Source organism: Thiofilum sp. (assembly GCF_016711335.1).
Classification (GTDB): domain Bacteria; phylum Pseudomonadota; class Gammaproteobacteria; order Thiotrichales; family Thiotrichaceae; genus Thiofilum.
Window position 1 is genome coordinate 502,795 of the sequence record NZ_JADJTF010000001.1, and the last position, 15,345, is coordinate 518,139.

Annotated in this window: 14 protein-coding genes; 4 read left to right on the forward strand and 10 right to left on the reverse strand. The window is 44.3% G+C overall.

Annotation, left to right across the window (positions count from 1 at the left end; genetic code table 11):
* Positions 1–10: 10 nt before the first annotated feature.
* On the reverse strand, positions 11–2,344 hold the full coding sequence (locus IPL34_RS02425) for a 5'-nucleotidase C-terminal domain-containing protein (RefSeq protein WP_296837165.1): 2,334 nt from the start codon (positions 2,342–2,344) through the stop codon (positions 11–13).
* Positions 2,345–2,479: 135 nt separating this feature from the next.
* Here IPL34_RS02425 and IPL34_RS02430 point away from each other — a divergent pair, with 135 nt between their 5' ends.
* Together IPL34_RS02430 and IPL34_RS02435 are read left to right on the forward strand one after the other, a co-directional pair.
* Entirely contained in the window at positions 2,480–3,667 is a 1,188-nt protein-coding gene (locus IPL34_RS02430) for a DUF2157 domain-containing protein (protein WP_296837167.1), read from the forward strand.
* Complete coding sequence (locus IPL34_RS02435; RefSeq protein ID WP_296837170.1) at positions 3,664–4,155, forward strand: GDYXXLXY domain-containing protein; 492 nt, start codon at positions 3,664–3,666, stop codon at positions 4,153–4,155. Before IPL34_RS02430 ends, IPL34_RS02435 begins: the two co-directional genes overlap by 4 nt.
* Before the next feature lie 3 nt (positions 4,156–4,158).
* On the opposite strand, the gene IPL34_RS02440 is transcribed toward IPL34_RS02435, so the two are convergent.
* The 5 genes from IPL34_RS02440 to IPL34_RS02460 are packed head-to-tail and all read right to left on the reverse strand — an operon-like array spanning position 4,159 to position 7,586.
* A complete protein-coding gene (locus IPL34_RS02440; RefSeq protein WP_296837173.1) occupies positions 4,159–4,440 on the reverse strand; it encodes a 2Fe-2S iron-sulfur cluster-binding protein in 282 nt (93 codons plus the stop codon).
* Positions 4,437–4,781 carry a cytochrome c gene (locus tag IPL34_RS02445; RefSeq protein WP_296837175.1) on the reverse strand — a complete coding sequence of 115 codons (345 nt, stop codon included), beginning with the start codon at positions 4,779–4,781 and terminating at the stop codon, positions 4,437–4,439. The genes IPL34_RS02440 and IPL34_RS02445 overlap by 4 nt, the downstream gene beginning before the upstream one ends.
* Complete coding sequence (waaA, locus tag IPL34_RS02450) at positions 4,768–6,051, reverse strand: lipid IV(A) 3-deoxy-D-manno-octulosonic acid transferase (RefSeq protein ID WP_296837178.1); 1,284 nt, start codon at positions 6,049–6,051, stop codon at positions 4,768–4,770. Before waaA ends, IPL34_RS02445 begins: the two co-directional genes overlap by 14 nt.
* Positions 6,048–6,833, reverse strand: a complete 786-nt coding sequence (locus IPL34_RS02455) for an aldo/keto reductase (protein ID WP_296837181.1) — start codon at positions 6,831–6,833, stop codon at positions 6,048–6,050. The genes waaA and IPL34_RS02455 overlap by 4 nt, the downstream gene beginning before the upstream one ends.
* A 21-nt stretch (positions 6,834–6,854) precedes the next feature.
* The gene (locus IPL34_RS02460) at positions 6,855–7,586 is read right to left on the reverse strand and encodes a hypothetical protein (RefSeq protein ID WP_296837184.1); all 732 of its coding nucleotides are present in this window, start codon (positions 7,584–7,586) and stop codon (positions 6,855–6,857) included.
* Between the two features lie 199 nt (positions 7,587–7,785).
* Between IPL34_RS02460 and IPL34_RS02465 the strand changes: the two genes are divergently transcribed.
* Positions 7,786–8,196, forward strand: a complete 411-nt coding sequence (locus IPL34_RS02465; RefSeq protein ID WP_296837187.1) for a GFA family protein — start codon at positions 7,786–7,788, stop codon at positions 8,194–8,196.
* Here the strand turns inward: IPL34_RS02465 and IPL34_RS02470 are convergent, their stop codons facing one another.
* From IPL34_RS02470 to hldE, 4 genes are read right to left on the reverse strand one after another with little or no spacing between them, the layout of a single operon-like run.
* On the reverse strand, positions 8,197–9,396 hold the full coding sequence (locus IPL34_RS02470; protein ID WP_296837190.1) for an FAD-dependent oxidoreductase: 1,200 nt from the start codon (positions 9,394–9,396) through the stop codon (positions 8,197–8,199).
* Positions 9,397–9,398: 2 nt separating this feature from the next.
* Entirely contained in the window at positions 9,399–10,550 is a 1,152-nt protein-coding gene (locus IPL34_RS02475; protein ID WP_296837193.1) for a J domain-containing protein, read from the reverse strand.
* On the reverse strand, positions 10,551–12,248 hold the full coding sequence (locus IPL34_RS02480; protein WP_296837196.1) for an Hsp70 family protein: 1,698 nt from the start codon (positions 12,246–12,248) through the stop codon (positions 10,551–10,553).
* 9 nt (positions 12,249–12,257) lie between these two features.
* On the reverse strand, positions 12,258–13,694 hold the full coding sequence (hldE, locus tag IPL34_RS02485) for a bifunctional D-glycero-beta-D-manno-heptose-7-phosphate kinase/D-glycero-beta-D-manno-heptose 1-phosphate adenylyltransferase HldE (protein WP_296837200.1): 1,437 nt from the start codon (positions 13,692–13,694) through the stop codon (positions 12,258–12,260).
* A 371-nt stretch (positions 13,695–14,065) separates the two neighbouring features.
* Here hldE and IPL34_RS02490 point away from each other — a divergent pair, with 371 nt between their 5' ends.
* Entirely contained in the window at positions 14,066–15,268 is a 1,203-nt protein-coding gene (locus tag IPL34_RS02490; protein ID WP_296837203.1) for an ammonium transporter, read from the forward strand.
* The last annotated feature ends 77 nt before the right edge of the window (positions 15,269–15,345 follow it).

Genomic DNA, 15,345 nt, shown 5'->3' on the forward strand with positions numbered 1-15,345 from the left:
GAGCTGTAATTTACTGTGAGGCAGCCGGTTGAGTGCAATATTTACCGTCCATGTCTGGAATACATTGTTGAGTACTGTATTCAGCAATCGGCAGCTTACTGATTTGTTTGCCTTCAGCCGTTAGCTTTTCTACGTAATCTACAAAGGACTGAGCGTAATCTAAATAAGTATTGAGTTTTAAAGTATCTGGAATAGTTTTAAAGGTTAGATAACCATCTTGCCCACTGGCTGTAAAACTATTGGTCACCACCTTATAGTTTTTGCTCAGATCAATAGCCGTCCAACTCCCTGCTACCCGTGGATTAATCTCTAAGTTAGAAATACGCGAACCCTTAGCCTCAGCTAAATTCACTGTCCAACGTAAACCCGCTGCATAAGGATAAGAACCTGTAGATCCCCCCGTAGTGGCATCCATAGCATCTTCTAATACATCCTTAATTTGTTGACCTGTCATAGTGATTTCGGTCAGCGTATTGGCAAAAGGTAATAAGGTATAAGCCGTACCAACACTAATATTGCCTGCTGGCACATCAATACGTACCCCGCCGCCATTTTGAATACAGACATCAGAACTTTTGCTCATCTCTAAAAAGGCTTTAGCGACGATATTGCTAATATCGCTACCGCGTTGCCATGTCAGATCATTACACCCTGCTATCGAGCTGCGTCCTTGTCCGGGAACACGTTCAAAGCACAGATTTTGACTCGCCACACCGATAATTTTATTAGCAAAATTGGCTTTTTGATCTTGGAAGGGTTTGAGCACGGTATTCGTTGCAGCATCAGGTGTTACCACAGCAAAGGGCTTTTGATTTAAGGCTGCCATCACTGTTTTTATGGTTGCGTCATTAGAGGATGTAGCCTTAATTGCATCAGCGTTGGCATTAGCCACTACCGCATTAACCGTATTCAACTGACTGACTAATAAGTGTGGTGTCCCCGCACAAGCTAATACATCACCATCGGCATTGAATTTAACATCTAGCTCACCAATCACTTGAGCGTATTGCCACGCTTGCACTATACAGACACGTTTGCCTTCAGCATCACGCACAAAAGACGGATAATCTCCTTGAGCACTTAAGCCCACATCATTATAAGCATTGCCTATTAAGCTGTGCGAATCTCCCCCAACAATGACATCGACCCCTTTGAGCTTAGGTGCTAAGGCTAAATCACGGTCATAGCCATGGTGGGTGAGTAACACAATTTTATTAACGCCCTGACCTTTAAGCTCATCAATATACTTTTGCGCCGTAGTGGCTTCATCTAAAAACATAGTGGTGGCATCGGGACTAGAAGAAGCTTTGGTTTTATCGGCAATCGTTAAACCAATAATACCGACCTTTTGCCCACTGAGTTCTTTAACCGTATAAGGCTTTAAATAATCCGTCGCACTGCTAGGCGTTAAGGGTGAAGTACCCACTTTAGGCTGAACATTGGCGCTTAAGGCTACTGGAGGGCAACTACCTGCTTTAAGATAATCCAAAAACTTTACTAAGCCCGCATCGCCACTATCAAACTCATGATTCCCCATGGTCATAGCATCGAAACACGCTTGATTCATAGCAGCGGCATCGGATTCGCCTTTAGTCAAACTAAAATACACCGTTCCGGTTATTGCATCGCCACCGTGTAATTTTAAAAGCGGCATCGTGGAAGCATTACTGAGCTGCTTTAACCCCGCTACCACATTGGCAAATCCACCCGTGGTTAATGTCGCCTTATGGTCACCAATAGCCACTGTTGTGGTATCAGGATCAGTATGGGAGTGGTGATCGTTAATATGCAGAATCTTAAATTGGAATGTACCTGCTACGGCGGCTAATGCTTGTTGCAATGCGGTTTTAGCAGTCGCAGCACTCACTAAATGGGTTAACTGACAAGCGGCTAACTCAGCATCGGTATTGAATCCACAGGCACTAGGTAATTTACTGGCTGCGGCACTAATATCTAGCCCATTCGCTACATTATTGTCTGCATCAAGACTCTGTAATAAACGCGCTAAACGCACTGACTTGGGATCGGTCACCCCTGTTTCAGCAGTAAAGTCATTAGGCAAAATAACAGGTGCAGCTTTCACCGTCATTTTAGTATTAGGCGGCAAGGTGAACGACACATTATTACCTGCGTAATAAAAGTACTCACCTTGAGCATTAGTAATACAATTCGCTTCACAGGCGGAGGAGGTATAAGCCAGCCCTTGTACTGGAGCGCTACCCATCACTTTGCCTACCATACGTTGGGTGACACTAACCTCAGAACTAGAGCCGCCGCCACAACCCGACACTACGATACCCATACCGAGGGCTATAATGAATGCTAAAGGGGTTTTTGCTTTCATACATTGAGTCTCACTAAAGATAGGAGGGAATAACTCAACTATCATAGGGATCTTTTATGACAAGCGTATTAAGCGCACTGAGTGCTAAACTTAGGTAAATTATTTTGCACCTAGACGCCAAAAGAGATCACCAATGTGACTGCGATTGACAAAAAGCTCCAACAATGGCTAGCCGCCAATCTGATTAATCCTGAGCAATATCAAGCGATTGAGCGCTTTGAGGCAGAACATAATCCACCGCGCAAATTATGGGTATCCATTATGCTCTTGGGGGTGGCGGTGATGGGGTTGGGGGTGATTTCTCTGATTGCGGCTAATTGGGCCTTTATTCCGCTGCTGGTTAAATTAGCGCTTGCTCTCATCATACTCAGTTTAGTCGGCGTCAGTATTTGGGTATTAGATCAACATAATCATCCTTTAGGCTTTGAAACCGCGCTGACGGGTTTTCTCATTGGCTGTCTCGCCATGATCGGCTTGATTTCACAATTATTTCATTTAGGCGGACAGTGGTATCACGCCTTATTAGGCTGGGGAGTGATGACCTTACCGCTTGTGCTATTTGCTAGACGTTTGTTAGCACGCTTTTTATGGGTGAGCATTAGTTTAACGGGTTTGGTTTGGACACTATTAGCTATACCCTCGCCGGATATTCCCTTTGAAGTTATTTTACAAGTACTACCTCTACTAGGCTTTTTAATTGCTGTTGTTAGTTATTACGCTAGCGTATTTATTAAGCCTTTAGCTAATTTAAGCGCTAGTACCTTATTTTGGATGCAATTTAGTGGTTTAGTAGCATTAGGCTATATTGATGGTTTACGCACCCTAGGTGAACGTAATGATTTAGAAAGCTATTGGTATATAACGATATTAATACTCAGCCTAATGATTGGGGTAGGTATTGTATTGAATCGTAAGTATGCTTTATTAAATCGAGTACTCTTAATAAGCTGCTTATTATTACTACTACTCTATTATCATCCTACTTTATTTTTTAATGGTGAAACGTATTATAACTATTTTTGGTCGAGCACTACGACTACTGCATGGTGGCAAGCGGATGATATACGTGCTCCTCTTTTAACTTTAATCATTTTAGCGCTTTACGCTATGCACGTAGGTAATCAAGGCTTAACCACTAGCTTTAATATTATGACCTTATTGATTGGGATCAGATTTATTATTTTATATTTCCAAGCACTCGGTGGATTAGCAGCAACAGGCTTCGGTTTAATTATCTCTGGAGCTTTGTTAATTGCTATTGCATGGGCATGGCAACAGTACCGCAAACGCTTACAGCAATGGACACAGGAGCTAAGTTTATGAATCGTGCTCAGCAACTAGCTCTCGCCATTGCTCTACCACTGGCTTTATTAACTGCTAATGCGGGTTGGCATTTTTATAAATTAGGTCAAGGGGTAGAAATACGCTTGCCCATTCAAGGCTTTGACCCTAGGGATTTATTAGCCGGACATTATCTGATTTATCAGATTGATTATGGCTTAGGGGATTTTTGCACTAGCACGGATAGTACCAAAAGGCAGCGTCAAACAATATGCTTACAACCTAAACAAAGTGAAGCCAGTGCAGATTGTGCTATTCCCCTAGAGGGCTTTTGCAGTAACGAAGGATTTAAAGCAGGTATTGAGCGCTTTTATATTCCCGAACAATATGCCTCAGCTTTAGATCAAGCGATACGCGGACAAAAGGGTGAAATTGTACTAATGGTCAAAAACGGCAAAGCGAGCGTGAAAGATTTACTGATTGAAGGTAAACCTTGGCTAGAGTTTATTAAAAGCAATAAGCTTAAATAACTTTCAATCCATCTCTGGCACATCTAGCACTAAATCCGAGCGGGCGTAGCCTACACAAATCAGTCCCTTACCTGCCTCTACATCTTCTTCAAATAGTGCTAGTGGCTCACCGTCATAAACCATTGTTCCCGACACTATTTTACTTAAGCAGATACCACAAATTCCGCCTCCACAACCCCAAGGTACGGGGATTTTTTGCCTTAACGCCGCTTGTAATAGCGTCTCATTGGGCAAAGCTTCAAAAGTATAATCTGTATCAAGAATGGTGATCTTATAGGTCATCATGGCAAATTAAACTGGTAATAGGTTTGATTAAGATAAAGCGCGACTTGTTGAATTTCCTCATCAAATAATCGCGTAGCCAAGTTTGCATCACAGCGCCTTACTTGCGCTAACAATTCAGGATAATTATTCATACGCCGCTCTAAACGCGTATAGACCGAGCTATCGTGGCAACTAATGCAATTTTTATCGTGGATCTCTTTGCCCGCCCGAATTTGTGCCTCACTCACCTCAATAGGTTTAGCCGCTTGTGGACTGAGCGTGTGAGTATCCTCTGGTTTTTTATCGCATCCTACTAAATACAATGCCAATACTAATAAACTGATATAGCTAACTTTTTTCATGCTTTACCTCTTCAATCCATTGCATTAAACGCTTGACTACCCCTCGATGCGGTTGCAACCACTCAAAGCCTGCTTGTCCAGCTTGTTGACGCCTTATAGGGTGCTCTAGCCAATCCCGTATTTGCTGCTCTAATCCCTGAGCATTATTCACCAATACTGCCCCACCCGCCTCAATTAAAGGGGGGTAAATATCGGCGAAATTATGAACTTGATCACCACTAATCACGGGTACTTTTAAAGCAGACGCTTCTAATGGATTATGCCCGCCCTGTGGAATTAAACTGCCACCAATAAACGCTATATCTGATGCTGCATACCAAAGCAATAACTCACCCATCGTATCGCCCACCATCATATCGGTTTGCGGAGAAAAAGGTGTTTGGACACTACGCCGTATTATATTAAAACCCGTAGTTTGCGCTAATTCAGCCACTGCATTAAAGCGTTCAGGGTGACGCGGCACTAGGATTAATAATAGTTCAGGGTATCGAGCTTTAAGGTTTTGCCAGACTGCTAAGATGATCTCATCTTCGCCCGCATGCGTACTCGCCGCAACCCAAACCGGACGCCCTTTGCCCCAACTATTACGCAATAAGCGCCCCTTTTCGGCTAAGTCAGAGGGTAAATTCAGATCAAATTTAATATTCCCTGCGACCTTTACCGCAGCAGCGTTTGCACCTAGCTGTTTAAAGTACTCGGCATCTTGAGCACTGCGGGCTGCAATCAAACTCACTGGTTGCAAAGTGGGTTGGGTCAGTGTGTGGAACTGTTGATAGCCTTTAAAAGACTTAGGCGAAAGACGCGCATTTAATAAGGCTAGTGGAATGGCGTGTTGAGCACATTGAGCATACAGATTAGGCCATAGCTCGGTTTCCATGATCAGCACTAGATTCGGTTGGACACGTTGTACAAAGCGGCGCATTGCATCCGGCAAATCATAGGGCATATAACTACTCAGCACACGGTTTTTAAAGAGTCGCTGTACTGTTTGCGAACCTGTAAGCGTAGTAGAGGTGATCCATAAATCATGATCAGGATAAGTAGTGAGTAGCGCTTCAATCAAAGGCTTAGCGGCAATAGTTTCTCCGACTGAAACCGCGTGTAACCAAATACAGGAACGAATACTTTGGCGTTTGGGGACAAAACCTAAACGCTCCAACAATCGCTCACGGTGTTGGGGTTGCTTGATACTACGCCATAGGGTTCTACCCAGCAAAAAGGGGGTTAAACTATACAACAAGGCGCTGTAAGTACTACGCGCTAAACTCATGCACCTAATACCGCTTTAGCGACTTGGACATTGTGGCGTAAATGGTCGGGATTGAGCGTGCCTAGCACTACACTGGTGACACCTTGTTGGGCAAAAATAAAACCTAAAGCTTGCTCGACTGGATCAGCCCCACCAATTTTATCTAAATGCCCACTGGCAAACGCCTTCTTAATCAATACTGCTTTATGCTGCTTAGCTGCGGCTTCTAACACGGGTAGTTCGTCGGTATAGGTAGGATTATAAGTTGCCATCACTGCATCACAGCCTAACTCATAGGCTAGCAATGCGCCCTCAACCGTTTTAGAAGAAATCCCTACGGCACGAATATAGCCCTGCTGTTGCATTTGCATTAGGGTATCGAGTACGCCTTCGTACTTGAGGATTTTCTCATCATTACCGTCAGAGTGAATGAGGATGAGGTCTAAATAATCGGTTTTAAGCCGTCGCAAACTACGCTCTACGCTTAAGCGGGTCGCATCGGTACTAAAATCAAAACTCGACTCGCCCTTCTCAAAGGATTCACCAACTTTAGTTTCAATCACCCACTCCTGTCGATTAAGCAGCCGCTTACCTAGACGCTCTTCGCTCAAACCATAAGCGGGTGCGGTATCGATGAGATTAATCCCTAAATCAAAGGCTAGCCCTAGCAAATGATCGATTTGCTGATCGCTGGGTAATTCAAAACCTTTAGGGTACTTAACCCCTTGATTACGCCCGAATTTAACCGTGCCTAGCCCCAAAGGACTGACTAGAATATCAGATGTTAATGCTCGTTTTTCCATCCGCGTAGTGTAACTGAAAGTTCACTGATTTAGCTTACTGGAGATGAAAATTTCTGTATAAGCCCGATACAACGCTAGAGCCGTAATAGGTAATAACACCAATAATCCTAAGCCAAAAGGCAGGAGCGCAAGCAGCGTCAACATGGTTTGGATAAACAAGAAAAATAATAAGGCACTTTTATTGAGCCAAAAAGCTCTTAAACTCGATTTGAGCGCTAACCATGCAGGCATTTTACGAAATAACGCTAGCGCCGGAGCAAACAATAAGGCAAGGCTAGCTAAGAAAATAACACTCGCTTTGAGCACACCACTGAGTAAGGTAGTAAAAAAAGACTGCCCTGCTCCCACCCCACGTTGTGCTTGAGCTAGCTCTTCTAGGGTGTAATTTAATAGAGGCGGTGGTTCTAAGAGACGCCCCATCAGGTTTATGCTTAGCATTAAAGCCGCCAAGCCCAATCCCATCCACAACAATTGAGTACGCTGCTCGGACAAACCGAGTACAAAGGCGAATTGCTCCAAGCTCGGTTCATGCCCCTGCACGGCGCGACGTGCCATGTACAATAATGCCGCCAGCACTAAGGGCAGCACAACATACATGAGCCAATGCACCAGCGGAATGATGGCCACGCCAATAAGCATTAGTAAGCAAAAAAGGCTCACCAGCAGCCATTGCCATTTGTAGCGATACCATAGCTCATAGCCAAACTGATACCACTGCATCACTTGGGCTAGAGCAACTGTTTTAATTCTCATAGTTCATAAAATCCCGTTTATATGAGGATAGTCCTAGCTAATCTTAGTGAAAAACGGGGCGAGCTACTGCTAATTTTATGGCTTAAGCTCAAGACTTAGCAGATAGACGTTGAACTTGTAAACCGTTCATGGAGGCTCTAAAGTGCCTTATGCAAAGACTTCGCTCAATAAACTGTTATACCTAAAAAGGAAATTCACCATGGTGCAAGGTAGCTGTCTATGTGGACAAATTGAATATCAAGTAGAAATTTTTCCAGAAAAAACCTTTAACTGCCACTGTTCTTATTGCAGAAAAGCACATGGAGCTGCTTTTGTAACAGTAACACTCGCAAAAGGTGATACCTTAAAAATCACTAAAGGAAAAGAAGTTCTCAAAGAACACGTAAATGAACTGGGTGGTATTAGGGCGTTTTGTTCTAATTGTGGCACTCGCTTGATGAACTATGCCCCTGATAAAAATATGTATCTCAGCATAGCCCTAGCAACTGTTGATACTCCGGTAGATTTTCAACCTGTAGCTCATGTGAATATCGAGTCTAAGGCCTCTTGGCATGTGCCTTATGAGGGAATACCTCAGTTTGAAGGCTTACCAGAGCAAATTTTGAAATAATCAAAACACCTGCTCCCAAACCGCCTTAGCCACCTGTGGCGTTTGCATACTAGCCGATTTCACAAAAGGCTTAGAGCGTGCGCTTAATTGCGGTGCTAACTGTTGAATCAACTCATGAGCCAACATAGGCGCAAACGCTAACTTAGTCGGCCACGCCACCGTCACATTGCCTACCGTATGCACACTAGGTTTATCTGGTCGCGCCCCACTCGCTTGTGCCGCCTCAGCCCGATCTACATTCCACGTCGCCCATTGCACCTGACTCAAATCAAACCAAGGCAATAAACTCTGTAATTCTTGCCGTGTTTCTTGAATCAATTGGCTCGGCGCTTTTCCCACCCCTAATTCAGCAGGTTGCCCGCCCATATACCACACCACTTGCCCATCTAAAGTAGGATGCGAAGTAATCGTAATACGCGGCTTATCACTCATTCCCAAAGCATGCGCATAAATACGCGGTAAATCGCCTTTAGCTAAAACCATTTGCAAAGGACGTAATTGCTGCAAACCGTGTGTTTTATTCACGGGTTTAGGGAATAGCGGCTTAACTAATGCCTCATTACCTGCGCCCGCAGTGATAATAATCTGCTGTGCTTGTATCAAAACCTTGCCACCTTGAGCTAAAGCAGCTAAGTATTGATACTTGCCCTGCTCCTCTATTAAGGTTGATTCATAGCTATCCACTGCTATTAAATAATTTGCATAGTATTGCTGAAAGCTGGCTAATACCGAGGGTATATCTAAAACAGGTTCATCAAGCTGATATAAAGCCCCTTTAAACTGTGGCGTATGAAATAATTCAGGATAATGATTTTTATCTAATGCCACCATACGGCTTTTCATCGCATGACTAGCAAAAAACCCCGTCAAACGTGAACCAATACCTGCACTCGTCCATAATAATTGATGCTCAGCTAATATCTGTGCTTGAGCTAAATTAACCGCTCCATCACCTTTTAAAGCATTACGCCATAAACGCGGCATATCACCAATCGCTAGCGTGGCATTACTCATCTGACCTGTTAAGGCGTATTTAGTCCCACCATGAATAATACCTTGTGAAGCAATAGTTTGCCCTTTACCTAACTCATCAGACACTAAAATAGCTTCATAACCTCGACTACGCCATTCGGCTAACGCCCAAAGCCCCGCAATACCCCCACCGATGATTAAGACATCTACCATTACTGTATTATTCATTGCTATGATTTCCCATACTTTAGCCCCATAACCGTATGACCTAAAGCAATCCACTTAATAAAACGCCCACCCGTAATATAGACGTATACAATAAATATTAATATACCTATAGCCAGATGAGGAGAAAACGCCATGCCTGCTCCTATTAATAGGTTTGCTATAATAAAATTAATATAGATGGCAAATATATATCTAATAATATCAACAATGCGCTGAAGCCAAGAGATTTTTTTCTCAGACTGATTAAGTAATATAGGCTCAGCCTGCTGTTCAGATGGCTCATTAGAAGTTAGATAATTAAATACTGAATCTAGATAGGCTTCTGAATAATTAACTCTTAGGTACTGCCAAGATTTTTCCCAATCCAAAAGGCGATCTAAATAATTTAAAATGTGCGCTTTAATATAAAGAGTGTTAGGGGGTAACTCAGTATTATTGAGTGATTCATAATTAACACCAGCGACCTCTTCAAACACATAAGTACTAACCCTAGTACGCCATTCTAAATCTTGTAATAAGGGGCTACGTTTTAAAAAATTCCAATTTAATAAACGATTGGCCTCGTGTGGATCAGCTAAGAGTTGCTCTAGCCATGCCTGAGTATGTAGCCATTCTTGTTCTAATTGTTGTTCTACTGAAGGTAAAGCGTTCTCTTCATTTTTTCCGTTTTCTCCATTCTCATCACTATTAGCTCCCTCTTGTTGCTCATAGTTTGCATCCATAACAGTACTAGGGGCAGACAATAAAAAACTGCTTGAAGTGTCTTCAACGCTTAACTCTGGCTGTGGTATCGGTGGTGGGGCTAACACTTGAGTAATAGGGGTAAGAGGTTCAGCCTCTAATGCAGGCTTTTCCAGATTAACAGTGTAAGTTTGCGGGTCGGATGTTTTCGAGCTTGATTCTAGTTCAAGCTCACTTGAAGGCACTGAATCGAGCGGTGCAACATCATTAACTGAAGAAACCTCATCCTCATATTCTACTTCATCATGATAGTAATCAGCGTAACTGAGCGCTCGTTGATAGGCATTATAAAGTTCCTGAAACGCTGCGGCATTCTCCTCAGGGCGTGTCACTTTCAAGCGCTTGGCATAGGCTTTTTTGATCAGCTTCTTATCGTTAGTGGCTTCTATCCCTAACTCATCCCAAAATGACATTTAAAAAAGCCGATCCTGTTCAAATTGAGTTAAAAAGGCATCGAATTGCTCACGCGCTTCAGCCGCTGCTTGGGGATCTTGACGTTCTAATACTGCTTCAAACTGTTGCAAAGCTTGGGCAATTAACTGACGCTCATGATCTAAACGCCCCTCATATAAGCGCTCGGCTCTGGCTAGCAAAACCTTATTCGCCTCATCTTCGCGTGGATGAAACTTCAAACGCGCCAAACGCTCGCGGCTGGTCTTTAATTCTGTTTCCGATAATTGCCCCGGAGTATTTTGAATCAGTGCGTGATATTCCTGACCCGTCGTGAGTGCTTTAATATCGACCTCTAGTACGCCATTAGTATCGTAGCTAAAGCGCACGGTCATACTTTCCTCACCCTTACGATTGCGCGGCACTTTGACCGTCACCGAACCCAACTTAATATTATTTTTAACTAACCGACTTTCACCCTGATAAATATCGATCTCGACCTCGGTCTGATTATCTTGGGCGGTGGTATAAAGTTGTGCCTTGCTCGCTGGTATTACCGTGTTGCGTTCAATAATCGGGCTAAATAACGAGCCTTGTTGTCCGTCATAGTCATTATGATTGACTATTCCAGTGCCTAATGAATAGGGACACACATCAGTCAATACTACATCCTCTAAAGCAGCATCGCGTGCCTTTAAACCCGCTTGAATCGCCGCTCCCATCGCTACCACTAAATCAGGGTCAAGATTAGCCGAGGGCATACGCCGAAATAATTTAGCAATCATGGCGCGGAAAAACTGCATGCGGGTCGCCCCGCCCACCAGAATCACATCATCTAGTTCAGAGGGTTTAATAGCCGCATCACGTAACGCGGTTTCAATAGGTAAACGAATGCGCTGCAATAATGGCTCACAATGCTCCACATACTCATCGCGCTTAATACTAATACGCTGTGGAATCGCTGCTAAAAAAGGCTCAATCTGTACCAACTCAGCACTATTAAATTGACGCTTGGCTTGCTCCAAGTGGGCATAAAGTAGCTGTAGACTGCGCGGATCAAGTTGATTTTTAGTCAATTTGACTTGCTGTAGATACAGTCCCACCAATATTTCTAGAAAATCCTCGCCCCCTAAAAAATTATCTCCCGCCGAGGCATGCACTTCGAGCACACCCTCGAAGTATTCCATAATCGACACGTCAAAGGTTCCACCGCCTAAGTCCAAGACCATAAACTGAGTCGATTCGGGTTTCTCATGCAAACCATAAGCAATGGCTGCGGCTGTCGGTTCATTGATTAAACGCTCTACAGGAAGATTAGCGAGTTGTGCCGCCAAGAGTGTGGCTTTGCGCTGATTATTATTAAAATAAGCGGGCACACTAATCACCGCCTCAGTAATAGGCTCACCTAAATAAACCTCAGCATCCTCTTTCAGGCTACGCAAAACACAGGCGGATAATTCCGGTGCAGTATAATGCTTACCCCCAATCAACCGTCGATCCGTGCCCATATAGCGCTTAAACACCGCAGCGGTTTGATTAGCATGAGTCAAAAGGCGCTCTTGCGCCACTTTGCCCACTAGCACCATACCCTTGCTATCAATATGCACCACCGAGGGCGTTAAGTACTCACCCAAACGATTAGGAATGAGATCTACCTGCCCATTACGCCAGACCGCACACGCGCTATTAGTAGTACCTAAATCGATGCCGATGATTGCCATAATTAAGAATTAGCCTTCTTTTTCCATAGTCTGAATTTTAGCAATAGTACGTGTGGTCGACACCCCATCTTTAAAGCTGAGCACGACGACCTCGCCCCCATTGTCCCACACACAGCGATTACCGGGGATTTTCTGAGGATCGTTATCGCCACCCTTTACCAAATAATCCGGTTTTACCGCACAGATCAAACGCTCTGGCGTTTCCTCACTAAAGGATACCACCCAATCTACCGCACCTAAGGCCGCTAATACCGTCATACGATTTTCCATAGTATTGACCGGACGTGTAGGTCCTTTTAAACGCCGTACTGACTCATCGGTATTGACCGCTACAATCAAGCGATCACCTAATTGCTTAGCCTCATTTAAATAAGTGGCATGCCCTGCGTGTAATAAATCAAAACAGCCATTCGTCAACACAATCGTTTCACCATGTAGCCGTGCTTGTTGTACTGCCTCTAATAGCTCCATTTCTGACACTATGCCCTTGTGATTCATTGGATGAGCATGTAAGGCTTTATGCAACTCAGCGACTGTGACCGTCGCAGTGCCTACTTTAGCGACCACTATACCCGCTGCTAAATTAGCCAAAGCCATGGATTGCTCTAGAGCTAATCCGGTTGCCATAGCCGCTGCTAATACTGCCACAACGGTATCTCCAGCCCCTGTTACATCAAATACTTCACGCGCACGCGTTGGCAAATTCACCGGAGGCTGATAACCACTTAATAAGGTCATACCGTGTTCACTGCGGGTAATGAGTAAGTTAGCCAAGTCACAACGTTGCATAAGCGCACGCCCCTTTTGGATTAACTCCTCCTCAGTCTGCCAGCTACCAGCGGCTGCACTAAATTCGCTTAGGTTGGGGGTAATAACCGTAGCCCCTTGATAGTCCATAAACTCAGTGCTTTTAGGATCAACCACGACTGGCTTACCCGCCGCTTTTGCCATTTGAATCAGTTCACGCGCCCGCTCTAGCGTACCTTTGCGATAATCCGAAATGATCACCACATCGTGCTCAGCCAAGACTGCACCAAAATTATCCAGTAGTTGACTATGATTTTGACCATTAAAGCCCTGCTCAAAATCAAGGCGTAGCAACTGCTGATTACGGCTTAAGACTCGAAGTTTAGTAATAGTGGGAGCCTGCGCTAGGGTAATAAAATGCGTATTCACGCTTTTAGCCTGCAATAAGCGCTCTAAGGATTGTCCAGTTTCATCCTGACCGATGTAGCCCATTAAAGTGGCCTTAGCCCCTAGTGTTGCAATATTCAATGCCACGTTAGCCGCTCCTCCGGGGCGTTCCTCGCTGCTTTGCACATGCACCACAGGCACGGGCGCTTCGGGAGAGATACGTGAGGTTCCGCCCGACCAATAACGGTCAAGCATACAATCACCAATGACTAATACACGGGCACGCTCAAAAGCTGGAATAGATAGGCTCATGACTCAGACTCTTATTTAATTATTGTTGGGTCGCAACAGCAGGTTAAAATAATGAATTAGCTTAGCATGCTGACTCCTTAAGCGGCTACTCTCACCCACAAGCTATCCCTCAAGCTCTGAAGCGCTATCGCTGTGCATAATCACCTAAGCGTGTAGCTAGCTTTTTACTTATATGCACCAATTAAATACATTTAAAGCACCAAATAAATGCAAATAAAGTTTGCAAGCACTGCATTAGGGCAAAAAAAGCAGTTATTTTAGTTTATTTCGATTTTTTATTGGCTATTCCCCAAAAGAACAGCAGTTAGAGCTAGGCAGCACAGCAGATATGACTATGATTAGCGCTAATTTTTAAGTGCTACTAAGAGGTTATGCTGATGGAGCAACAGCTAATACCCGCACTGAATACGTTATTCGTATTAATGGGTGCGGTCATGGTACTGGCCATGCATGCCGGATTTGCCTTTTTAGAGGTAGGTACGGTACGCCATAAAAACCAAGTCAATGCTTTAGTGAAAATTATCGTCGACTTTGCTATTTCCACCATAGCCTATTTCTTTATTGGCTATTACATTGCTTATCAAGTCGGTTTCTTTGAAAGCGCTACGGTGCTGGCTGAGAAGAATGGTTTTGATTTGGTTAAGTTTTTCTTCCTATTAACCTTTGCCGCAGCGATCCCTGCTATTGTTTCCGGTGGTATTGCCGAGCGGGCGCGTTTCTATCCGCAGTTAGTCGCCACCTTTATTATTGTTGCTTTGGTTTATCCTTTCTTTGAAGGGATTGCATGGAATGGAGCTTATGGGGTGCAAGCATGGTTAGAAACCACCTTTGGCGCTAAATTTCATGATTTTGCCGGATCAGTAGTAGTACATGCGATGGGTGGCTGGATTGCATTAGGTGCGGTCGTCATGTTAGGTGCGCGTTATGGGCGCTATAACAAACAAGGTCAACCCATGTCGGCTCATCCCCCTTCAAGCATTCCTTTCTTGGCAATGGGTTCATGGATTCTAGCAGTAGGTTGGTTTGGCTTTAATGTGATGTCTGCCCAAGCGATTGAAGGAATTAGTGGCTTAGTCGCTATTAACTCTCTGATGGCGATGGTCGGCGGTATTTTAGCTGCATTGATTCTGGGCAAAAATGACCCGGGTTTCGTACACAATGGTCCTTTAGCAGGTTTGGTCGCGGTCTGTGCAGGCTCTGACATTATGCATCCCTTGAGCGCTCTTTTTGTAGGGACGGTAGCGGGCGGGTTATTCGTTATTACCTTCACTCTGGCGCAAAACAAATGGCGCATCGATGATGTGTTAGGGGTGTGGCCTTTACACGGTTTATGTGGTGCTTGGGGTGGTATTGCCGCTGGGGTTTTCGGATCGACTCAGTTCGGTGGTCTAGGAGGTGTGAGCTTTATGTCTCAACTCATTGGCACTGGCCTAGGCATTATCATTGCGCTGGTTGCGGGTTTCGTAGTGTATGGAGCCTTAAAAGCTGCGGTGGGTATTCGCCTCACTCAAGAGGAAGAATATAACGGTGCAGACTTAAGTATTCACAAGATCAAATCTAATCCAGAGGTTTGATGGTTAATTACTGTAGGGGCAAACCTAGGTGTTTGCCCTTAGAGATAACCTAAACCATCATGGTCAAGCAAGGGCAA